The 23,288-nt window shown below is 61.0% G+C and carries 17 protein-coding genes and 1 tRNA gene; 3 read left to right on the forward strand and 15 right to left on the reverse strand.

What is annotated here, in order from left to right:
- Positions 1-242 precede the first annotated feature (242 nt).
- Complete coding sequence (locus FHS02_RS19990; protein WP_137316654.1) at positions 243-1,550, forward strand: phenylacetate--CoA ligase family protein; 1,308 nt, start codon at positions 243-245, stop codon at positions 1,548-1,550.
- Positions 1,551-1,714: 164 nt separating this feature from the next.
- On the opposite strand, the gene FHS02_RS19995 is transcribed toward FHS02_RS19990, so the two are convergent.
- From FHS02_RS19995 to FHS02_RS20060, 14 genes are all read right to left on the reverse strand, one after another.
- Entirely contained in the window at positions 1,715-2,836 is a 1,122-nt protein-coding gene (locus FHS02_RS19995) for a glycosyltransferase family protein (protein ID WP_137316653.1), read from the reverse strand.
- A gap of 12 nt (positions 2,837-2,848) precedes the next feature.
- Positions 2,849-4,366: an MATE family efflux transporter gene (locus FHS02_RS20000; RefSeq protein WP_137316652.1), complete on the reverse strand. Its 1,518-nt coding sequence runs from the start codon at positions 4,364-4,366 to the stop codon at positions 2,849-2,851.
- A gap of 213 nt (positions 4,367-4,579) precedes the next feature.
- Positions 4,580-6,820, reverse strand: a complete 2,241-nt coding sequence (locus FHS02_RS20005) for a heparinase II/III domain-containing protein (RefSeq protein WP_137316651.1) — start codon at positions 6,818-6,820, stop codon at positions 4,580-4,582.
- Between the two features lie 281 nt (positions 6,821-7,101).
- Entirely contained in the window at positions 7,102-8,694 is a 1,593-nt protein-coding gene (locus FHS02_RS20010) for a hypothetical protein (protein WP_137316650.1), read from the reverse strand.
- Between the two features lie 20 nt (positions 8,695-8,714).
- Positions 8,715-9,392 (reverse strand): exosortase-associated protein EpsI, B-type, encoded by a 678-nt coding sequence (gene epsI / locus FHS02_RS20015; protein ID WP_137316649.1) that lies wholly within the window; start codon positions 9,390-9,392, stop codon positions 8,715-8,717.
- Positions 9,389-10,294 (reverse strand): exosortase B, encoded by a 906-nt coding sequence (gene xrtB / locus FHS02_RS20020; protein WP_137316648.1) that lies wholly within the window; start codon positions 10,292-10,294, stop codon positions 9,389-9,391. The genes epsI and xrtB overlap by 4 nt, the downstream gene beginning before the upstream one ends.
- The gene (gene epsG / locus FHS02_RS20025) at positions 10,294-11,169 is read right to left on the reverse strand and encodes a chain length determinant protein tyrosine kinase EpsG (RefSeq protein ID WP_229422401.1); all 876 of its coding nucleotides are present in this window, start codon (positions 11,167-11,169) and stop codon (positions 10,294-10,296) included. Before epsG ends, xrtB begins: the two co-directional genes overlap by 1 nt.
- A 24-nt stretch (positions 11,170-11,193) precedes the next feature.
- On the reverse strand, positions 11,194-12,600 hold the full coding sequence (gene epsF / locus FHS02_RS20030; protein ID WP_137316646.1) for a chain length determinant protein EpsF: 1,407 nt from the start codon (positions 12,598-12,600) through the stop codon (positions 11,194-11,196).
- A gap of 55 nt (positions 12,601-12,655) precedes the next feature.
- Entirely contained in the window at positions 12,656-13,444 is a 789-nt protein-coding gene (gene epsE, locus FHS02_RS20035) for a polysaccharide export protein EpsE (RefSeq protein WP_137316645.1), read from the reverse strand.
- A 55-nt stretch (positions 13,445-13,499) separates the two neighbouring features.
- Entirely contained in the window at positions 13,500-14,510 is a 1,011-nt protein-coding gene (locus FHS02_RS20040) for an EpsD family peptidyl-prolyl cis-trans isomerase (protein WP_260115659.1), read from the reverse strand.
- Positions 14,511-14,709: 199 nt separating this feature from the next.
- Positions 14,710-16,092: an undecaprenyl-phosphate glucose phosphotransferase gene (locus tag FHS02_RS20045; RefSeq protein ID WP_137316644.1), complete on the reverse strand. Its 1,383-nt coding sequence runs from the start codon at positions 16,090-16,092 to the stop codon at positions 14,710-14,712.
- A 15-nt stretch (positions 16,093-16,107) separates the two neighbouring features.
- Positions 16,108-17,307 carry an XrtB/PEP-CTERM-associated polysaccharide biosynthesis outer membrane protein EpsL gene (gene epsL / locus FHS02_RS20050; RefSeq protein ID WP_137316643.1) on the reverse strand — a complete coding sequence of 400 codons (1,200 nt, stop codon included), beginning with the start codon at positions 17,305-17,307 and terminating at the stop codon, positions 16,108-16,110.
- Positions 17,308-17,338: 31 nt separating this feature from the next.
- Complete coding sequence (locus tag FHS02_RS20055; protein ID WP_229422400.1) at positions 17,339-18,079, reverse strand: CAAX prenyl protease-related protein; 741 nt, start codon at positions 18,077-18,079, stop codon at positions 17,339-17,341.
- 120 nt (positions 18,080-18,199) lie between these two features.
- Entirely contained in the window at positions 18,200-20,110 is a 1,911-nt protein-coding gene (locus FHS02_RS20060) for an ATP-binding cassette domain-containing protein (protein WP_137316642.1), read from the reverse strand.
- A 102-nt stretch (positions 20,111-20,212) separates the two neighbouring features.
- On the opposite strand from FHS02_RS20060, the gene FHS02_RS20065 reads away from it, so the two are divergent.
- Together FHS02_RS20065 and FHS02_RS20070 are read left to right on the forward strand one after the other, a co-directional pair.
- Positions 20,213-20,287: transfer RNA gene (locus FHS02_RS20065), tRNA-Arg, on the forward strand.
- 332 nt (positions 20,288-20,619) lie between these two features.
- The gene (locus tag FHS02_RS20070; protein ID WP_229422399.1) at positions 20,620-21,411 is read left to right on the forward strand and encodes a PEP-CTERM sorting domain-containing protein; all 792 of its coding nucleotides are present in this window, start codon (positions 20,620-20,622) and stop codon (positions 21,409-21,411) included.
- Positions 21,412-22,018: 607 nt separating this feature from the next.
- Here FHS02_RS20070 and FHS02_RS20075 read toward each other — a convergent pair.
- On the reverse strand, positions 22,019-23,215 hold the full coding sequence (locus FHS02_RS20075) for a glycosyltransferase (protein WP_175424929.1): 1,197 nt from the start codon (positions 23,213-23,215) through the stop codon (positions 22,019-22,021).
- Positions 23,216-23,288: the final 73 nt, after the last annotated feature.

A 23,288-nucleotide genomic window follows, 5' to 3' on the forward strand; every position in this document is an offset into this window, starting at 1 on the left:
TCTCTCATCCATCCGATTCCTGCAGCTCGATCACGGAGGTGCATGACCGCGCTCGCGTCGCCGGGACGGTCTGCCGCACTCCCTGAAGACGAGACTATTGAATACACATCATAACGATTATACAATATTTTTGGCAGCGCTGGCACCCGACCGAACAGTAAAACGGCATCCGGCGGGCCTGCGCACTATTGCAATTAAGGTATCATTGCATCCCATACCCATCTCTTGAGATTCGCTTCGACATGACCGTACCTTCCGCCACCCTGCCTTCCCGGACCGACACGCAGTCGCCGCTGGCGACCCTGAAGTTCCGCCTGATCGACCTGATGCGCGGGACGAGGACGCTGGAGCTGCTGGCGCAATTGCGCCAGCGGCAGTATGACAGCCCGGAAAAGCTTGCCACGCAAGGCAAGGCAGACCTGGCACGCTATTTCGATGAATTGCGCGCGAACATTCCGATGTTCCGCGACATCCCGGCATTCACGGACCTGCCCCTCACCGACAAGGCATTCATCAATGCCCACCGCGAAGAGCTGCGCAACCCATCGTACAAGGGCAAGGTCATTCGCAAGAAAACGAGCGGCTCGACCGGTTCGCCGCTTGTCTACTATACATCAACGGAAACACAGTCCTACCTGTGGGCAGGCTTGCTGCTGTCGTGGGAAGTAGCCGGCTACAAGCTCGGCGAACCGGTGGCCTTCCTGAGCGGCTCGGCACTGGCCGGCGACGGCTTCAAGCAGCGCGTGTATTACAAGCTGTTGAATGTACAGGTGCTCTCGGCGTTCAACCTGTCGGCGCAAACCATGTCCGGCTATGCCGCCGCCATCGAACAGCAGGGCTTCCGCCTCCTGTACGGATATGCGTCGGCGATCCACCGATTCGCCTGCCACCTCAATGCAAGCAATACCCGCCCGAAACATCGTTTGCGCGGCATTATCTGCACCGCCGAGACGCTTACGCCGGCCATGCGCAAGGACATCGAGCAGGCTTTCGGCGTGCCGTGCTACAGCCAATACGGCTGTAACGACGCCGGCGTGTCCGCGTTCGAATGCGAACACCGGGAAGGGTTCCATCTGCTGTCCACGCGCTGCCATGCCGAAATCGTCGACGGCAATCGCCTGATCTCGACCGACCTGACCAACCGGGCGATGTACCTGCCGCGCCATGATACCGGCGACCTGGTCCGCATGGCCGACAAGCCATGCCGTTGCGGCCGCGGGCTGCCGCTGATCGCCGAAGTGATCGGCCGGCAGAACGATGTGGTGGTGGACCAGCGCGGCCATGCCGTTCACTCGGAATTCTTCTCGCACCTGTTCCGCGAGGATGCGCGCATCCAGCGCTTCCAGGTGGTATTCGACGAGCGCACGCTGAATGTCAACCTGCATGGCGACCAGCTGAGCGACGCAGAACTCGCGGCGCTGGCCGCGCCTTATCGCGAGCGCATCGCGCAGGCCATGTCTTTCGAAGAAGTGCAGTTCGTCTGCAACCAGCCGTTCATTACCCTGGCCAACAGCAAGCATCGCTTCATCATGCGCCGTCCGGCCGCCTGACCGGCGCGCGCGCATGCGCCGCAGGCAAGCCCCGCTTGCCTGGAATTTCCCGAACGGGGCGAACTGCCCCATCCCCGCCCGCGGCCTATAGCGCTGACCACCGCTCCTTACGCGATGCCAGCGGCGCCCTTCACCGCCGGGCGCCGCCTATCCTGCCCGGAACCTCAGGCACGCGCAGCGACGGTCTCCCGGATGATCTGCGCATATTGCTTGGCCACGACACTGGCGGTGTGTTCGGATTCGTAGCGGAGCCGGCCGCCTTCCTGCATGGTGGCGTAATACTCGGGATCCTCGTACAGCCGCCGGACCGTCGAGATCAGCGCCTTCTGGGTCTGGGGCATCATGCCCGACCAACTGGGAACGATGTTGAAACGCGATTGCGGACACAGCACAGGGGTCGAGGTCGACCATGCGTCGCACAGGAAGCCCCAGCCGGTTGTCGATGCGGTATAGGCAAAGTAGGCCGATCCCAGCCGGCGCAGCGCTTCCATGCGGGTGACACCCGGCAGATGCTGGATGCGGTCGCCGTAACGCGCAATCAATTCCTTCACGATGTGCTCGAACGGGCCGCGGCCGATGATCGTGAAACGCTTGACCGGCGTATGCTCCAGAATGGCCGGTATCGTCTTCAGCCAGAGCTGGCAATTCTTGTGACGGATCAGCGAACCGATATAGATCATCTCGTCCCGGTCGCGTTCGGCCGGCAGCTCCAGGCCCGCCGGCTGCTGCGCGCAGTGGCCGGCATAGTACACCGGCGGGCCTCGCCTGCTCAGGCTGGCCAGCAGCGGCACATCGTTCGGGTCGTTGACCATGATGGCATCGGTCCTGCCGGACAGGCTGCTCCACAATTTACGGCCGACCACTTCGCGCCCGAGCCAGGGCACGCCGAGATACTTGCGGCGCGGGATCAGCGTCAGCGGATCGGACGATTCGAGACGCAGGAGCACCGGCACGTCATGTTTTTGACGGATCAGATTGGCCAGGCGCAGGCAATTTGTCGAGTTAACAAAGAGAAACTCCGGCCGGAACTCATCCGCGAGCTTCAGGGCCTCGGCATCGGCCGGGCCGCCATGGAACAGATCCTGGCCCGCCGCGTGGAATACGCGGCATATTTCCACCCCATGAAAGTTCTCGTAATCACCTGCCTCTTCACTGCTTTTCAGGCCCGAACCACGCGTGGTCAGCACACGCACGGCGTTACCGCTCTCGACCAGGGGCAGCAGTGCATACACCACCTCATCGAAAAGGGGGTTCAGGCCGGGGTAAATCGCCAAAATTCTCAACATGCTCTCCAGTTGTCAAACGCCCTTGAACAGCGTACGGCCGCTGCTGCGATTGATGAGTTGCCGGTCGGTCCGGTCGATAACGCGCAGGGCCAGCGTACCGATGCAATAGACAAGCGTCAGCAGAATCATGCCGGCAACCATCCAGTGCAGGCCCGCATGCGGCAGGAATGCCGCGGCAGCGATGCCGCAGCCGAGCGCAAGCATGGAGCGGGCGATCCAGTCCCAACCGGTCTCCCATTCCCGCCCGGCGCCGCGGATCGTGCGCAGGGCCAGCAGGTTCGCCACCACTTCCCCGCTGATGAGGACCGCGGGAACGAACCACACACCAAGGCGGGTCGGTCCGATCAGCAACAGCGGCGGAATGACCAGCAGCGACAGTGCGCAGGCCTTGGCCCACAGGGCCATCATGTCGGCGGCATTGAAGACGACCGCCAGGATAAGCCGATGCAGGCGCAGCGCCAGCCAGAATGTCAGGACCGCGAACAGTACCCCGTAATCGCCATAGCGGTGCGCGCTGGCGACCTCCAGCAGCTCCCGCCCATACAGTGCCGCGATACCACAGACCGGCAATAAGGTCAGCAGACTGACCTTGAAGAGGAAGCGCGCCCACATGCGCAGGTCATCGAAATTGCGGTCGCGCGCATAGCTGCCGATCATCCGCGAGCGCACCAGCGAAAACACCAGCATGCCCGGCAGGTAATTCCGGATGATCTCGATCAGCCGCACGACGAACCCTGCCCCCGCCACCGTCGCCGGTGGCAGGAAACGGCCCAGCACCAGCATCAGGAACGATGTCGAGAACAGGTACTCGATAATGCCGGTACCGTAGTTGAGCATTGCTACCTGCCGCATCTGGCGCATCCCTGGCGGAACCCAGTCCGGGTCCGGCTTGCCCATCGACTTCAGGCCAGCCAGCATGAATACCAGCGACAGGATGAAACAGATGCACGCTGCCGCGGTCTCGGCGATCAGCATCATCTGGGCCGTGCCCGCGCCGTTTGCGCCCATGTAGGCAAGCGCGGCAATCAGCAACAGCGACTTGGCGATCATGATGAATTGCAGGCGCGCCTGGAGAGACAACGCCTCCAGCGCATTGTCGCGCACGATGCGCAAGGCCCCCTCGGCCACCAGCAGGCCGGCGAAATACCAGACCAGGTCGACCGGCAGCTTGCCCATGCCGGCCGGGAAGAATTTGGGCAGCGCGATCAGCACGGCACCGACGGGCACCAGTACCAGCACGCGCACTACCGCCACCCTGGCGATAAGTCCCAGCAACCGGGCACGGGTGGAATGCAACCGGTAGACCGGGGCGTAGCGCAGGATGATCCAGTCGAGGCCGAGGGTGCTGAAGCCAAGCGTCACCTCGAGCATTGCCATGCAAACCACGTACCGGCCGAACTCGTCGGCGGTGAGGTAGCGCGCCAGCATGCCGAGGATGGTCGCGGTGAGGATTGCAGTGGGAACTTTACCGATCAGGAAAGCAACGATGTTGCGCCTGGTATTGGCACCCGAGTACGGGTGGTCGCTCATGGCATGATGCCGACGAATGAAGGCCGCGGGAAAGGAAGGGATGCTTCGATGCACGACAGGGAGATCGCAGGAATGATGCCGGTTGCCTGCAGTGGCCTGGATGCTTTGATACGCGTCATTGAAACTAGCTCATCCTTAATTTTATTGAGCTAATTATAACAAAAGCGATTGCTTAGTCAAAAAGCAATCGCTTTCGTGCGTGCCGGAAAAGGCTTATTGCGGCAGCGTGATCGCCTGGCCTCCGATGGTCAGCGTACGGCCCGTGCTGGTCGTCGTCAGGTAAGCCGGCGGCTTCTTGCAGCCAACGTCGAGCAGCATCAGGAACTCCGCCTTCGTGGCCGACGGCCGGGTGTAGGCAGCATGCGCCTCGTAAGTACCCGCCTTCGGCGCAGCGCCGGAGCGGGTCTCGAACGTCGTGCCCGAAGTCAGCGGCTGGATGCACAGCTTCTCGGTACCGTTGACGATGGTGGAGGTACCGTCGGCATTCCTGGTGATCGCCACCGGTGCGTGGAAATTCCACTCGAACTTGCGGGCGACGGCCGAAGTCAGCTTGTCGAGCACGACAATCTGGTCCTTGCCGCGCAGGTACCATACCTTGCGAATCGCGCCGAGCAGTTGGCCGTCATACGCAGCGGTTGCGTCGCCTTCGACATAGTCGAGCGATGCAGTGGTCGAGAACGCGGTGATCTTGCCCTTGCGCCGCAGGTTCAGCACGTTGCCGCTGGTAGGCTGGCCCACACCGCCATCGAACGTGATCCCGTTGTGTGCCTTGGTCTCGCGGTACCAGGTCGACCACAGTGGCGAACCATAGTAGTCATACCAGCCGGTCTCCATCAGCAGGGTCTTGTTATTGCGCATCAGGACGATGGAGTTCTGATCCGCATGCGAGTGGTTATATGCGCCGTACGGGCTGGACTTGAAGTACAGCGACGTGCGTACCGGATTCCACAGATCGCTATGGATGGCGGCAAAACCGATGCTCGGGTACACGCCGCCATTGTAGGGCGCGTTCGCGTAAGGCGAGCGGGTGACCGGCAGCGGCGACGGTGCGAGCAGCAGCGTCAGCGCATCTTCGGTCCCACCGATATTGTTGAAGTACCAGCGCGATTCCGACGTTGCGACACGCGACACGAAAGCCTTCAGGATCGGCAGGTAGGGCTTGTCCTCATGGCCGTCGCCAAACACGTGCACCGGCTGGCCTGGCGGCAGGAACTGCGCGTAATACTTCGCCAACCCCTTCGCCCAAGGCTTCTCATACAGGTTCACACCGATCAGCTCGGTCAGCGGATCCCAGATCTTCAGCGCGCCGTCGGCCACGACCACGGCATACGCGGTACCCTGCGAATAGCCGCCTTCCGGACCGCTCCATGCAAACACCGAATGGATATACGCACGGGTCGAGAAATCGAACCATTCGCGCGCTTCCGGGAACTCGTTCAGCATCAGCGAGGCAACCAGCGCCAGGAAGCCGAGGTTGTTGCCGCCATGGGAATCGTACGGGAACTGGTCCAGGCGGCCGTTATTGCCGGCCAGGTCGCCGTGCATGTCGATGCCGCGCAAGCGCACGACTTCGACCCAGCGCGCGCGGCGGGCACTATCAAGCTTGCCGTCGAGCAGGTCGATCGCCTTCGCCAGCGACAGTGCGATGATTCGCGTTCCCTGATCCTGGTTGATGAAGCTGGTCGGGCCGCTCGGGTTCAATGCGGCCAGTTCGTCGCCGCGCTTGATCGCCTCGTTCAGATACGTCTGGTTCGGTACCAGCTTGTACAGCAGCGAAGCAGCTTCGAGCTGGTGCGTAGTATTGTTGAGCCGGTTACGGATCTGCGACTGCTGCGATACGAACGCGGTAGTGTTGCTGCTGGAAGCCGTCAGCGGCCACAGGGAGTCGGACACCGGTTCCAGGATCGGAATGTGGCCGACCACGTCATTGGTCAGGGCTTTCACCGACGCACCGCGTTCGGCGATGCGCGCGGCGTTCCATTGGCTGTAAGGCTGGAAGCTTACCGGCAGCATGCGTGGACGAGCACGCGAGGTAGCGCGTGTGCGCAGCACCGCGTTGTCCGGCACTTCGAACAGCGATGAGTTCGGGTTGATCACGAAGCTGCGCTCGGAGGACCACTCGGTAGGAGAATTGCTGGCCACCACGCGCCAGTAATAAGTACCGTCCTCGAGCTTGGCCGCCGGCAGGAACCAGTTGCGCGTCGAGGTATAGCGGACCGGCGTGCCCGCACCCTTGCGGATCTCGATCGTGTAAACGGTGGTCGCGGTCGCCTTGGGATGGCGCGACCACGTAAAGCTGGGAGGATTCTGCGCCTGCAGTGCAAACGACGTAGGCGCCGGTTGCACGGCGTCCAGCAAGGTGGACTGCGCCCAGTCGGCATGACTGGGCAGCGCAAATGCGGAGGCACAGGCCAGGACTACGACACGAATGATACGGAGGGGACGAAAAGACATTGAGTATCTCCAGACAGATGAGCCCAGCCAGTCTTTACATGCCCTGCCTCATCGTGGATGAGTATCGGTCGGGGCAATGCAGGAAATAAAGCAGGCGAGCAGCGAGAAAACTCAGTGTACATCATTCCGTACGGCAACGCGCATTTGTTACGCCACTTTTTAAAAATCGTGACGTATATCAGACGTAAATCAATGATAAACACATAATAGTCATGAGATTATTTTAATTTCCCTGTAAATAATCCCAACTGATTGGCATTAGTTTAATTAACCCTATGCAATCAAACACTTACCAAATTACGAGAACCAGAACTTACGGTCTTCGACGCACGCCCCCGGGTCCATTTCAGATTACCAAACCTGGCGATCTGGATAATCGATGCCAATAGGAACATTACCAATAGTTGCGCAGTAGGTTCTTCGACAAGGGCTCGGAAATAAAGCAAGGTCATCAATGTAATGATCAGCATTGGCGTGCATGTTTCGAGAATCGCCTTTTGCTGCGGCGTGACATTGCTGGCTTTGGACGCCCGATGGCTCACCCACGCGGCGCTGATGATCATGCCTGTATACCCGATCGCTCCTACGATGCCGAACTCCCATAACAGGATTGCAATCACAGTCGCGTCGATGTGCAATGGCGCATAACGTCTCGCAATCGTACCTGGACCGAAGACACCGCTTCCTTTGCTCGCTGCCGGACCATACCCAAGCACGCGACGGGGGATCGATGCCTGCGGATCCTGGACCCAGAACGCGATGGAAGCAGCACGGCTGACTTCGCCGGTGCGGTAATCGATTTTCGTCGTGTCGAAGAAATATCCCCCGCGCGCTTCGAATTTCTCGGAAACCGTGTCGCCCTTCTCTGCGTCCTTGCCCCAATACAGGGCCGCATATACTGTCCAGGTCGCTGCCATGAAGGCACCGATAACGATACAGTAACCGACCATTGCAAAAACGTTGCGCATGATGCGTTTGCGCAATACCCAGAACAGCGTGAACGGCACCCACACGAAAGCGGCCTTCACCTCGCCCAACAAGATGACGCCGACGCCGATGCCGACCAGCAGAGCAGTACGTTTCCCGCTCATCAGTCCCAGATTCCAGCGCGCCAACGCAAAAGTCATCATCGCGATCACGAACAGCACCATGATCGCGCTGTTGCCACCGCCACCCGGCGTGCCGCCGAACGTGCCGACCATCGAATCCCAGTTACCGCCGGTATTGACAAACAGATGCTGATAAGCAAGAACGGGAAGTTGCAGTGCCGCGATGACGAGCATCAGGTTCCAGATCCGCTCGATCTGCGCATCCTCCCAGCGGAACCAGTAGAACGCCAGCATGACACTGAACATCGGCAGGTAGCTCTTGATGCCAGAAACGATCTGCAGCGGCGGCGGCCGGTTCATCGCCACGGTTGCGGCAAAGCTGAGCAGGAACAGGCACGTGAAAAGAACGATGCTGTGGCCGAACGGTCCGGGCCGGATATCGCCGGGGCGGGTGGTACTGATCGTCCGTTTCATCAGGATGCTGATGAAGAACAGCATTGCCATCCCGACGGCGACCCAGGTTGCCGCCTTCATCCCGAAGAAATACAGCAGGGTACCCTGGATCAGGAAGGTCATCACGAACAGGCTCAGCAAGAGCCCATTCGAATTCACCAGGAAAAACAACAGCGTCGCAACCGTGCCGCCACCGATCATCATGACCAGCGTCAGCGATCCCAGCCCGCCAACCAGGCCGGTCAGCAAGGCCAGTAACAGGAAGGCCGCGATCAGTGCTGCCGGGACTCCTTTGCGTGCGACCACCCGATTGCTGCGTGCCCGCGCTGCAGGCTTGCGCTGCAGCCTGCTGAGATAAGACGCCAGTTTCATTTACGTTCCAGGTTTGACGCTCAGCCGCCGATCAGACGCTTGCGGCCGGTCGCATCGAGCGAGGAAAGCATATCGGCGACGAATTTCTGTTGCAAAGCGTATGAGGCTGGCGCATCGGTCGAAATGTTGGAGACCCGCACCAGCATGCCATCGGGAATCGAACCGCTCAGGCCATACTTCAGCTGCTGCAATTTCTGGCTCATGCCGGGCCGCGTGACCTGGTCACCCACTGTAATCCAGTAAGTAATGGGCTCGAAACGCGAACCGGCGCTGGCGTACAGGCGGCGTACTGCAATGTCGCCATAGGTGGTGGGCAACATGCCGTCCACCTGGTCCTTGACGTTGAAACCTTGCGCCGTATAGCAGGTTTCCGGCCTGTGCACGCCCAGCGTATCGCTCTGGTCGCCGCCATAGGCGATCGACAGCATGATGCGTTCGCCATTGCCGTTGATGTAGGTACGCGACAGCGTCTGGTTGTAGATCTTGTCCAGGCTTGCCTGGGTATCCGGGTCGACCTGCAGCGGGATGATGCTTTCGTCGACCCGCCAGTCGCCGAACTGCACCGGCACCGTCTGCGACAGCTCGAAGCGCGCCGCACGGTCCGCCAGCTTTACCGTCGGCGTCAACGCCTTCGTTACTGCGGCGGACGATACCATCATCGCGCCCATGACAACGCTGATCATCAGGGACTTCTTCATGCTTTTCCTCCGACCGGCGCCAACCCGTTACGACGCCGTACGATCCATTGAAGTAGGGAGTCGACACTCAGGATGAGTATCAGCGCCGTCACGAACAGCACCATGCCCGCAAATCCGTGCAGGAAGCCCTGCCCTGCGGCATCTCCCATGAAATAGGTCACCAGCGACAGCGTGATGACCCGGATCACGTTGGCGGAGAACGAGATCGGCACGATCAGGATGGCCAGTACGATATTGCGGAAGGCCGACGAGTGCCGCACGACGTTCAGGTAGAACAGTCCCAGCGCTTCCAATGTCAACAAGGTCTGCAGCCCGGCGCAGGCGTCCGCGACCAGCAGCTGGTATTGACCGATCTGCAGGATCACGCCGGAACGGGCGATCGGGAAGCCCAGCGCATACAGGATGTGTTCGGTGGCCCACGACACGGCCATCTTCATCGGCATCGTCAGCAGGCTGACGACACCGCCCGGCAGCGGGATCATGAACAGCATGAAGAAGAACGGGAACCACTGGGCCCGCAGGGCGCGCACGCCGAACTTGATCAGGATGATCGACATCAGCAGCAGGACGATCGAACCGATTTCAAAGGCGTTGATCTGTTGCGAGCGGCCGAAGATGTACAGCAGCAAGCCGAACACGAACAGCGGCCAGCCGGCGGCCGAACCACTGTCGCCTTCGCTGGCACGCTCCATGTCCGGCCATTGGCGATACAGCAGCCAGAGCGAGAGCGCGAGGATGATGGGACCGTGCGCCTGCTCTTCGCTGGCCCACAAGCCGTTCATCAGCGAATACAGCGTAGGTACGAACAGTACCCCGAGTCCGAGCAGCAAAGGCCAGGTATCGGACAGCGCGGCGCGGGGCACGGCATCGTTACGCATGGAAGGGGTGGCGATGGTATTCATTAGAAATCGACGAGTACGGAGCCGACGACCTTCGCACCGGCCTGGGTGACCTGATCGGTGAAGATCGACACATTGTCGAGCGACGTGCTGTTCTTGCGCACGACCAGCAGGACACCGCCCGTGCGGGCCGCCAGCGGCAGCACGTCGGACGCGGTGGCGAATGCAGGCGCGTCGTACAGCACGATGTCGTGCGCCGCTTCCAGTTGCAGGTTCAGTGCGGAGAAGCCGCTGCGGCTGAGCAGTTCGAGCGGATTCGGCGGCAGCGTGCCGGCTGGCAGCACCGTCAGGGACAGCAGCGAGTCGATCTTCGTCGCGATGCTTGACTCGCCTCGTCCGGCCAGGATGTCGGACAACCCTTGGCGGCCCTTGATGTCGAACAGCTCATGCTGGACAGGGTTGCGCAGGTTGGCATCCACCAGCAAGGTATCTTCGCCCAGCTGGGAAAACACGACTGCCAGGTTGGCCGCGAACAGGCTGGTTCCGTCGCCCGGTTCCACGCCCATGATGGTGAGCGACTTGTGGCCGCGGGCGAACCAGCGCAACATCAGCTGGCTGCGCACCGCGCGCAGCATTTCGACCTGCGGGCTGAACGGTTGGAACGCTGCCACCAGGTGTGGCGACAGCTTGCTCTCGCCCGGCGTCAGGTACGGATAATCGAACTGGCGGGCGAGCACCTGCTGGATATCGGCATCCGTGATCAGTCCCAGCCGCTGCGCCGCCTCGCCGAAGCGGATGCCCAATTCCTTTTGCATGCGCAGCACGCGCTCTGCGCTTTCCGGCGTGATCTTGCCGGATTCAAGCAACAGTGCGCCAATGCTCGAGTCGCCGGAATTAGGCTTGGCGGGAGCCGAATTGATGGGGAGTGGATGATTCATGGCGTTATCCATTTCTGTGGACTGTCAATTCAGGCGCAGCTGGCGCGGGCCCGTCGGTTTGCCGAAGTTGAACCGCTTGCGCTTTGGTGGCGTCCAGTTGATCGCGCCGAGCATCGGCACCTCGGCCACGTCGGTGAGGTCGGTCTCGGAACGCACCCGGCGGTCGAACATCTCGGCCAGCATGCACAGGCCAATGCCCAGCAGCGTACCCAGGAACACCGACAGCGCCACGTTCAGCGTGACTTTCGGGCTGGCCGCCTCGAGCGGGGCCACGGCCGGGTTCAGGATCGCGACGTCGGTCTGGTCGGCCTGGCCTTCGATGCGCGTCTGCGACAGGCGCTGGGCTGCCATGTCGAAGGCGCGCTGGGCATTCTCGACGTCCTTGACCAGCACGTTCATTTCGTCACGTGTACGGTTCAGTTCCAGTACCTTGGTTTTCTGCGCGTCGAGCGCTGCGCGGATTTCCGCCTCGCGCTGCGACAGCACCGAAGCGTTGTTGCCGACCGAGTTCTGCGTCAGGCGCAGGTTCGCGTTCAGCGTGGAACGCAGCTTCTCGACCTCGGCACGGGCACTCTGGTATTGAGGGTGGTTGGTGCTGAGTCGCTGGCCCAGTTCAGCCAGTTTCGATTCGGCTGCCGCCAGGGTTACGCGCGAATTCTGGACCAGCGGGCTGTTGCTGACGTCCGGCGATTCCCCGCCGCGGCCCTGCGCCACCGATCCGCGCGAGCGAGCTTCCATCGCCATGGTCTGTGCCGCGACCAATTGGCTCGACAGATCGTTCAGGCGCGCCGATTCGACGTCCAGGCGGTTGTCGACGCTGACGATACCGTGTTCCTGCTGGTACTTCGACAGGCGGCTCTGCGCGACCTCCAGGTTATCGCGCAGCAGTTTCGATTGCTCGACGAAGTAGCTGGACGCCTTTTTCATCGGATCCGACTTCAGCTGGACGCTGATGCGCTGGTATTCCTCGGCGAACGCATTCGCCACGGCAGCAGCGAATTGCGGATCGGAGCCCTGGAAGCTGATGCCCACCACGCTGCTCTCGCGCGATGGCTCGACTTCGAGCTTGCGCAGCAGCAGGTCGGCCAGCCAGTCGCGCACGGTGCCGCGGCCCTGCGTGGCTTCCGCGAACTGGGCCTGGACCGCCGGGCTCTCCGCCAGGCGCAGACGCTCGACCACGCGCTGCGCAACGTTCTTGCTGCTGATGATGTCGATCTGCGTTGCCATGTAACCAGGCATCAGCGTGCCCGGCATCGCCAGGCCCGTCAGGGTATCGATGCCTTTGGAATTGAGCACAATGGTGCTCGTTGCCTTATAACTCTTGGGCAACATCAAGCTGACCACGACGGTCGCGAGCACCGTTACGGCCAGGGTCAGCAGCGCAATTTTCTTGCGTGCATTGAGGATCAATAAAAATTGCGCGAAATTCATAATAGTGCTCTCTCCGGAACCAGGCCGCCGTTATGCCAGCGGCCCAGGGATGCAATCAGAACCAGCTTTCCTTGACGTAGACAACGTCATCCACTTGAAGCAGGTCGTCGTGCTTGACCTGGACGATCTGTTCCTTGCCATCGGCGCCGCGGCGCTTGACCCGGATACCCCGCTCGGTACCGCGAGGGGACAGGCCGCCGCCAACCGCCAGTGCCTGGATGACCGTCATCTGGCGCTCGAGGCGGAAGGCGCCCGGGCGCTGTACTTCACCGTAGATATAGAAGCGCGGCGAACGCTCCGCGTACAGGATGTCGTTTGCTTCCAGGTCGAGATCCTTCGACAGTTCGCCGGTACGCACCATCTCCACCACGTCGATGATGGTCTTGGTGACCTGGCCATCGCGTTTGCGGATCAGGCTGATGGTGTCGCCGCCATCGGGGCCGAAGCCGCCGGCCAGCGCGAGCAGGTCCATGACGCTGCGCTTGCCTTCGAGCGGGAAACGGCCTGGACGGTTAACCTGGCCCAGCACCGACACTTGCCGGCTCTGGATCTGCGAAACCACCAGGTTGACCTGCGGCTTTTTCAGGAAGCCGCCGCTTTCCAGCAGGCCGGCGATCTTGCGCTCGGCAGCGGCCGAGTTCAGCCCGTTGATGTCGACCTGGCCGACCAGCGGGAAGGTAATCGTACCGGTTTCGCTGACGCGGGTTTCAATGGCGAGATCCGGGTTGCCATACACGGAGATCTTGACGATATCGCCCGGCCCCAGGGTGAAGTCTGCTGCGCCTGCCCAGCCCATTACCAGGCTCAGCAACGCTCCCATCATCCATTTCTGCAGTGATTTCATAGTTAAGCTTCTTTCTTAGTTCCAACAGCGGTTAAACATCGCGCAGCGCAAAGGCTCAACGCATTCCTGCCACGCCACGCTCATGCGCCTCGCTGCTCAATCCCTGCTGGTTGGCAGGAGCATCGGCCGGTGCCGGTGCTGCTGCCGGCGCCGCGGGAGCGGCGACAGCAGGTGCATTGGCCGGGGCTGCCGGCGCCGGAGTCGCAGGCTGGCCCGCTGGCTTGTTCAGGTATTCGATCTTGGCCGACGCACGCAGGCGTTTCAGCTCGGCATCCGCGGCTTCCTTGTTCTTCTTGTTCGAGAGGAACTGTTCGATCTGCGGCGTTGCCTGCTGCAGCGTGACAGGGGCGTCGCGCATGTCGGCAATCGAGATCAGCATGCTGCGGTCGCCTTCGCGCACGATGAACAGCTGCCCTTTCGGCATCGACTGCAGACGCGAGCTCAGCTGCGGCGGCAGCTCGGCGCTGCTACGGCTCAGTTGGGCGCGTGCATAGCGGACCTTTTGCCCGTCGAGCCAAGCTGCCACGTCATCAAGCGACTTGGCGGAGTTGATGACCTCCTTCATGGGGTCGGTCACATCGCGCGTGGCCAGCACCAGCTGACGCATGTCGAACTGCTTGCGGTTGGCAAAAAACTGTGGATTTTGCTCGAAATAGGCTGCCACCTCTTCCTTCGTCGGCCGGGTCGGCGTGCCGATACGTTTTTGCAAGTAGGCCTGGGCAATGATAAGCGACTTCGCCCGTTCCACGGCCTGCACGACTTTCGGATCGCGGTCGATCTTTTCCTTGGCAGCCTCGCTCTCCAGGAGCTCGCGGTCGATCAGCGATTCAAGCAGTTGCTTGCGGGCGGCTTCCTGCTGTGCGGCCGGAATGTTGACGCGCCCGAGTTCCTCGTTCAACTGCATTACCGTGATTTCTTCCCCGTTCACGCTGGCGAGTGCCTGGCCTGGTTTTTTCTCGGCCTTGTCACCACATGCAGTCAGCGCGGCAGCCATCGCGATCAGGCCCGTGCACAGCAGAACGCGCGTAGGGCGAAGCGAGGGGGCTGCAATCTTATTTTTCTTCAAAGTAATTCCTCCGGTTCCATGGATAAGCGCCGCGGCTTGATGCCGGCCATGACTCAACGGCAAAACCAATAATAGAATTATACAACATCTTGCCTTTTATGAAACTATAAATGGCTAGACAAAGTTGCAATAGAAGCTATTGTATCTTGGCCGGCATCGAGTGCGGCTGAAAATTTACTTAAGATTCAATTACTTTAGATCAATGCGCGTTCTCGCGTTTCAGTACCACCGCCACAGTTCGGACGATGATCCACAAGTCCAGCAGCAATGACCAGTTCCGCAAATAGTCGAGATCGTAGCGGATACGCGCTTCCATTTTGTCCAGTGTCTCGGTTTCGCCACGGAAGCCATTGACCTGCGCCCATCCGGTGATGCCCGGCTTTGCCTTGTGCCGCAACATGTAGCCCTTGATCAGCTTGCGGTATTGCTCGTTGTGCGCCACGGCGTGCGGCCGCGGGCCGACGATACTCATCCTGCCTTGCAGCACATTGACGAATTGCGGCAGCTCATCGAGCGAGGTCTTGCGCAGGAATGCGCCGACGCGGGTGATCCGCTGGTCGTTTTTCTTGGCCTGCACAACCTTGGTTCCGTCTTCCGTTACCGTCATCGAACGGAACTTGTATACATAGATCTGCTCCCCGTACAGGCCATAGCGGCGCTGGCGGAAAATGATCGGGCCGGGAGAACTGAGCTTGACGGCAATCGCGATCGCCAGCATCACCGGCAACAGCATCAGCTGGATGATCAGTGCGAGCACGATGTCGCTGGCACGCTTGACCAGGCTGTTGAAGCCCGTGAACGGCGTTTCGCAGATCGCGATCACCGGCATGCCGCCGACGTTGTCGAAGCGCGCCTGCATCAGGTCGAACACGTAGATATCAGGCAGGAAGTACACCGACGCAGTCGTATCCTGCAGATCGTCGAGCAGCTTGCGAATGCGCGGCTGGGCAGAGATCGGCTGGCTGATGAAAATCATCTTGATGTTGTTTTCGCGCACGAACGCGGCCACGTCGCACATCTTGCCCAGGATCGGGTAGTCCAGGTCTTCCGGCTGGCGATCGCCGCCGCGATCGTCGAAGAAGCCGCGGACCTGCATGAACAGGTTTGGATAGCGTTCGATGGTGCGGGCGAACTTGATGCCGACGTCGTTCGCGCCCACGATCAGCACGGAGCGCAACTCACTTGCCTGCGACGGATCGGAGCCCACCTTGCGCGCCGCCAGGTGGCTGGCCAGCAGGATGAACGGCGTAGCGCAGAACCATGCCAGCACGACGCGCTCGTCGTAGTGGTACGACAGGCCACTGACGGCGCCCAGCATCAGCAGGATCAGCGCCGTCACCAGCCAGCCACCGAAGATGTCCCGTGAATAGGCCAGCATGCGGCCGCTGCGCCAGGTGCGGTAAGGATCGATATGCTGGTACACCGCCGATGAGATGAAGAATGCCAGGATCATCAAGATCAGCGAATAGCCGGTGAACGGCTCACCGAACGCCATCGAGGCACCATACAGGGTGCCCATGATGATGACCGGATCGAGGATGCGCTGGAAAAAAGAGATCAGGGGAATGTCATTGATTGTCATTGAAACTACTGCCCATCAGAACTGCACGCTGGCGTTGAAAGAAAGGCCTTTGGCACGGTAGGAATTGGTCCGCAGCAGCGTGTTGCCGTCACGGTTGTCGCGGAAAGCGCTCAGCGAGACTTGCGATTGCAAGGTTGGCGCATACGTCAGGCCGAGCGTGGCCCCGCGGGTGCGGTCGGTCACGTCACCATCGAAAACGACCGTGCTCAACTGTTCAAATTCACGCTCTTCCCGGCGCATCGAGGCATTGGCCTGCAGCTTTGCCGAGATATCCCAGGTGGCGCCTACGCTGGCACCGGTGTTCAGGCTGTTACTGACCAGCGTGCTCTCCACGGCGGCGAAATTACGCCAGCCATCGACGGTGAACTTGACCTTGTTCAGCGGTGCCCACAGCAGCGTCACCCGGCCGTTCGCACCGCTCGAATCGCGTCCGGACAGACTTTCGTATTCGCGCTTGGCATAACCGGCGAGCACGTTGAGTTGCGTAACTGCACTGAAATTCCAGCGCACGTTCGCCTTCAGCTCGTCCTGCGTGTAGCCATCCCGGAACAGGGCATTGGTACGCGATGGATTGGTGTACTTGCCCTCGAGGCGCCGCGCCACCAGGCCGAACCGGCTGCCGCTGGCGGCCAGGAAATCGAAACCGACTTCCGTCAGGTCTTCCTCGCGGTTGTTGATGCTCTGGGCCTGCAGTTCATATTCGTAGCGGCTGCGCGTGTACCCGCTGCGCACCTGCCAGCTGGGATGCAAACGCCAGGCACCGTTGACATACTCCTGGCGCTGCACCCGCAGGTTGCGTTCGCTGGTGTGGAAGTCGGTGAAAGGCGTCAGCGTCTGCTGGTAAGTACCGCCCAGGTTGCCCGAGAAGCGGTTACCCAGCTGCCAGGCCAGGTCGCCCTTGAAGTCCTTGCCGTTGTAGTCCAGCTCGTTGTAATGATCGAACGTCACACGCGACACTTTCGCGCTGCCGGTCAGCCTCTGGCGGCCGATCGGACGATCGACGATCAGGCCCGCCTGGGCCTGCCTCGCGGTATCCGAGCGCTGCGTGACGCCGGCGAAGTCGTCCGGCAGGCGCAGCAAGTTGTCGTCATAGGTATAGCCAATGGCGACAAAGGGATGAATCGTGTCACTGATATCGGCGCGCGCACTGGCGCAGACAAGAAGCGCGACGGCTGCGGACAACAGCCGCAGTCGCGATGGTGGAATGCTCGACATGTTATAGATCTCTTTTGACGATATTGCAATATTACCAGTAAGTCCAGGCGCCGGTTCCAACGATCCAGGCGCCGAGCAGCCCGTTCGTCACGGCATGTGCCAGGATCGGCGCCCACAGATTTCCGGTCCGCATATACAACAGACCGTATCCCAACCCGGCAACGACCCCGGCGAACCACTGGTTATGCTCGACGCCGAACAGCACCGAACTGATGGCAAGTGCGACAAAGCCGACCTGGTTGGGATATACCTTGAGAAACTGGCGATCGTGTAACCACCGCAGCAGGAAAGAGCGCCAGAACAGCTCTTCCATCACCGGCACCACGAGCGCGGCCCCGGCAATGCGTACCGCCACCAGTGTCCAGTCGATGCGCCCCGTGGCGTCGGTGGGGTTGAAGCCGGCCGATTCGCCAGCCAGCATCCACGCCGCATCCAGGTTGACCCACAGCACCAGCACGACGATACCGACGACAAACGACTGCACGATGACATTGCCGCCCATGGTTCGCCATCCCAGTTCGGAATAGCTGCGGCGATAAGCCCACAGGGCTGCCAGCACGGCGCCGATCTTGACCGCATACAGCCAGCGCAAGTCGTCGGCCGACCAGCCGAACCGCTGCAGCAGGTCGGCCACGGCCACGAATGCCATGTAGATTGCAAACGGGAGAATGCGCGCGGTCGATGGACGGCCGAACCAGCCGGTGGGTGCGTCTCCTGTGGAAGACGCTGCCGCGCTCGGAACCTGGGGGTTTTTGCGTTGCTGCATGGTCATGGCGTGATCATCCTTCTGAACCCAAGGTTTCCTATTTTACAACAGGATCTTTGAATGCAGTGCAAAAACATGCGTACGAGAAATTGTCCTTTTTTCTCGTACGCAGGGTCCGGCGATGACTCAGCGCGTGTTGCGCGACTCGATTTCTTCCCAGCGCTCGAGGGCTGTCATCAGCTCGATTTCGATGGCGGCAATGCGCTCGTTGACCCGCTTGGCTTCTGCCGAGGTCTTCTTGTAGAAATCCGCGTCGGCAAGGATCGCCGTCAGTTCTGCCTGTTCCACCTCGAGTTGCGCGATCACCTTGGGCAACTCGTCGAGCTCGCGCTGCTCCTTGAAACTGAGCTTGCGTGCCTTGGCCGCAGGCGCTTCAGCCGCTGCAGCCGGTGCGGCCGCCGCCGGCTTCGGTTCGGCCTTCTTCGCCGGCACCGCCGGGGCGGACGCGCGCACCCGCTCCCAGTCGCTGTAGCCGCCGATATATTCGCGCCAGGTGCCGCCACCTTCGGCCACGATCACCTGCGTCACCACGTTATCGAGGAACGTGCGGTCGTGGCTGACCAGGAACACGGTGCCGGTGTATTCCTCCAACAGCTCTTCCAGCAATTCGAGGGTATCGATATCGAGGTCGTTGGTCGGTTCGTCCAGCACCAGCACGTTGGCCGGCTTCGCGAACAGGCGTGCCAGCAGCAGCCGGTTGCGCTCGCCGCCGGACAAGGTCCGCACCGGCGACCGCGCCCGCTCCGGCGCGAACAGGAAGTCGCCCAGGTAGCTCATCACGTGTTTCTTCTGGCCGTTGATCTCGACCCAGTCGCTACCAGGCGAAATCGTCTCGGCCAGGCTGGCCTCCTCGTTGAGCTGGGCCCGCATCTGGTCGAAATACGCCACCTGCAATTTGGTCCCCTGCTTGACCGAACCGCTGTCCGGCTGGTCTTCGCCCAGGATCAGTTTCAGCAGCGTGGTCTTGCCGGCGCCGTTCGGGCCGATCAGCCCTACCTTGTCGCCACGCAGCAGCGTCGCGGAAAAATCGCGCACGATCACGCGTTCGCCGTATTGCTTGTTCACGTCGACCAGCTCGGCCACGATCTTGCCGGACCGTTCGCCGGAAGTCACTTCCAGGCGCACCTGCCCCTGCTGGTTGCGGCGCGCGACGCGCTGGTCGCGCAGCCGCTCGAGCCGACGCACACGACCTTCATTGCGCGTGCGCCGCGCCTCGACGCCCTTGCGGATCCAGACTTCTTCCTGCGCGAGGAATTTGTCGAACTTGGCGTTCTCGACTTCCTCGATGGCCAGCTGCTCCGCCTTGCGGGTCTGGTAGGCGCTGAAATTGCCGGGGTAGGACATCAGCATGCCCCGATCGAGCTCGACGATGCGCGTCGCCACGTTGTCCAGGAACGAGCGGTCGTGGGTTACCAGCAGCACGCTGCCGCGAAAATCGCGCAGCAAGCCTTCGAGCCACTGGATCGACGTGAAATCAAGGTGGTTGGTGGGTTCGTCCAGCAGCAGCACGTCCGGCGCCGACACGAGCGCGCGCGCCAGCGCCACGCGTTTGCGCATGCCGCCGGAGAGCGTCCCCATCCGCGATTGCGGCGCCAGCGACAGGCGGTCGAGCGTCTGTGCCACCTTGTTTTCCAGGCTCCAGCCATCGGTGGCGTCGAGCTTGACCTGCAATTCGTGCATGCGCTCCATCAGCGCTTCGTCATCGCCCTGCCCGAAGCGTCCTGTGATGTCGTGATATTCGCGCAAGTGCGCTGCCGTTTCTCCGAGACCGGCGGCAACGGCGTCGAACACCGTCATCTCCATGTCGAATTGCGGCTCCTGTTCGACATAGGCAATGCTGAGGCCCTGCTGCATGACCAGCAGGCCGTCGTCCAGCTTTTGCCGGCCGTGAAGGATTTTCAGCAGCGAGGACTTGCCCGTGCCGTTTCGCCCGATGAGCCCGACGCGGTCGCCCGCCTCCAGCGAGAAATCGGCATGATCGAGCAGCGCATGGTGGCCGAAAGCCAGCTGCGCCGCACTGAGGGAAATGACTGCCATGGTGCCTGTTCGTTGAAGCGTGAATCCGGCATTGTACCGATAGTGTGCTGGCAACACTAACTTTTGTCGGCCGGTCGGCTATAATTGCGCTCGCTTTGCGTCCTCCCCGTAGCACAATGGATAGTGCACATGCCTCCTAAGCGTGGGATACTGGTTCGATTCCAGTCGGGGGGACCAGCCCGTTTTTCCTGGCCCCTCTTCAGTTCCCTCCGCAGCCCCTCTCTTTAGTTCCCTGTTGCCCTCCGAGCCTCGGGCCGTTCGGCTTTTGTGTTTTCCGCCAGCTCATCGCGCAACATCCGCCACACGGATGTGCAGATACATAGGTGGTGCCTTTCACAGTCCCGGCCCGGGAATCCGGTCGCGCCTTGTCCTCCAGCGAATTCAGCGCGAGATTGCTTCCACCACCGGTCTTCCAGGCATACAACACTTGCCATTCGATAGTTGTTGAAAATAAGACAATTTTTCACCCAAGGACTACCATCGGTCTCTCCTACATCATGGAGAAATCAATGAAAAGTCTTTTCAAATCGATTCACTGCAACTGCGTGTTGGCGGCTTTCGCGATGGTACTCACTGCTGCCCCGCATGCCCATGCTGCTGTGGCCCAGGGTGCTGCAACGATATCAAATTTACGGTATGCGCTGACAGATCTGGACCCCGACGATGGCATTTCGCCGAATCTGGCGTTCAACCCAGTGTACGGAAACATTTGGGGTGGATTGAATTTTTCTGGATCGAGAGTTTATGAGGACAATGACTTCATTCCTCCGTCGATCTCGGGAAACTGGGAAAATGGCAACAACGCTATTTCTTCCAGGGTGGACGGAAGCGGCCGATTCGAGGATACCGTGTTGTCGGTGTCTCATCGCAGTGAAACGGTCACTACCGAAGCGCACGCATTCATTGACTTTCAGTTCTATCTAACGCCCGGAACACGCATCACTTTCTATAGCGACTATGCGCTTGGTGCCTCAGGTTATGATCCAGACGGCCGGGCCCGCTCCCTTACCTTCTTTCAGGGCCGCCTGAGCGAATTCGGGACGGGGGAAGTCCGGAACTTTTTGCATTTCGCAGGTGATGAAAATCTGGAACTGAACGGTACTGCGAGCATCTCCTGGGACAACGCAGGCCCTGAAGCGTGGGAGGGCAGCCTGAACCTTCATACGTTCGGCTACAGCGTTGGAAGCGCCGTACCAGTGCCAGAACCATCCAGTTATGCAATGCTTGCTGCCGGACTCGGACTGATGGGATTCCTTGCCCGCCAGCGCACGCGCCGCGCAAGACAGTCCGGCAGGGACTGATGCTGACTGCGCACCGGCATCTCGGTAGCTGCAAATTCAACGCTCGAAACATGTAGCGGAGGCGGTCGAAGGAAAACTTTCCTCCTGCACTGGCGGCAATTGTGCTGCCAGTGCTGATCGAAATGCGGCGGCTATTGTTCACCTCTCCAGAGGACCGCCTTATTCCTTGCTGGCGAACAACCCGGCATGCAGTTCCCCTGGTCCTCTACACCCTGGCGCCTCAATTACTCCCGATATAAGTTCGTTGTAGATGCACATCATCCGCAGCGATCAATCGAATTCTTCTCAGGAAATATTATTCCCACATCGCAATTAAATTGCATGCCTGAACGCGTCGTGCCAGAATGGTCTAATCAAGACTGTCAATCGGAAAGTAACATGATCACGAATCCGCACGAGCATGATGTTACCTGTGGCGCGCTCGACCCCTGGCCCACCGCCTGCGATTGTGGTTGCGACGCGCAAGTGCGTGCGTCGGGGGCTGTCCGACCCGAACCATCCCGCCACCATTGGCAGGAAGGCGCACTGCGCAGGAGCGTGCGTGCCCTGTTCGCACGCTTGAAAGGCCAGCCGGCCTGATAACAGGAGCGCTGCGGCGCCCGGTGCCTCAGCGCTTGCCCACCAGTTGCCGATAACGGCCAGCCAGCTGTTCCGCCAGCACGCGGTAGCTGCGCGTCGCTTCGATGAAGGCGGGGCCGCGGGCCGCACGGGCGCGGGAAGCTTCCGGATCGTCCAGGATTTCGCACAGCGCCGCCGCCAGTTCGGCCACCGTACTGCCGGTCAGCCAGCCGGCATCGCTGTTGCGCAGCACCCAGACCTGGTCGGGAATGTCGTTGGCCACGCTGGGCATGCCCAGCGCAAGGTATTCCAGGATTTTCGTCGGTGAACTGACGTCGAAGACAATGCCGCGCGGGATGTAGGAGATGGCGGCATCGGCGGCACGCAACATTCCCCACGCCTGTGGCGCCGGCATCCAGCCAGTGATGCGCACCGCATCCTGCAGTCCCAGCCGGGCCGCGTGCTCATGCAGCGCCGCGGCATCGGAAGGCTCGCCGCCGCCGATCAGCAGCAGTTCGGCCGATGGATGGCGTTCGCGCACCAGCCGCAGCGCATCGATCACCAGGTCCAGGCGGCGCAATTTATCGAGGGTGCCCAGGTAGGCGATCTGCGGCACGCCTTCGCGCCGGCTGCCCGTGCCTTCCGGCTGCACGATCAGTTCGGTATCGACGCCCATCGGCACCGCGGTGATCTTGTCGCGGGCAATGCCCTGCGCGGCGACCATGTCGCCCATCGCGTCACTTTGCACGAACACGTGGCGGGCGCCGGGCAGCACGACCCGGTAAAGAAGCCATTTCTCGAGCAGCCCTTTCGCCAGCACGATGCGTCCGCGCCATCCGGAATTACGCGCACGCACGATGCGCCCTTCGCACATCGGGAACGACATCCAGAACAAAAACGGTATGCCGCGCAGCCTGGCCGCCAGCATGACCAGCAGGCCGGTCGACACCAGGTCGCGTACCTGCACCGCATCGTACCGGTCGGGCGACGCGCCCAGCGCCGCGCGCAGGCAGGTCAGCGCGAAGCGCAGTTCGCGGCGCAGGCGGCCGCCGGTCTGGGCCACCCGGCGCACCGACGCGAAGCCCTGCTGCGCGGTGAGCGGCTTGTCATCGGAACGTCCGATCACGTCGCACGTCACGTCATGGCGCGGCAGGTATTTTCCAAACAAGGCAAGAACATCGACACGGTGGGTTGGCAGGATTTCCGGTACCAGGTGGAGAATGCGGATCGGGGAGGACAAGGTCACGTGCGCCATGCAAGAAAAATAATGCAATGATAAACAAAACCACCGCCTGCCCTCGCAGGCGGTGCCGGCATCA

This window comes from Pseudoduganella umbonata, assembly GCF_014192225.1.
Lineage (GTDB): Bacteria > Pseudomonadota > Gammaproteobacteria > Burkholderiales > Burkholderiaceae_D > Rugamonas > Rugamonas umbonata.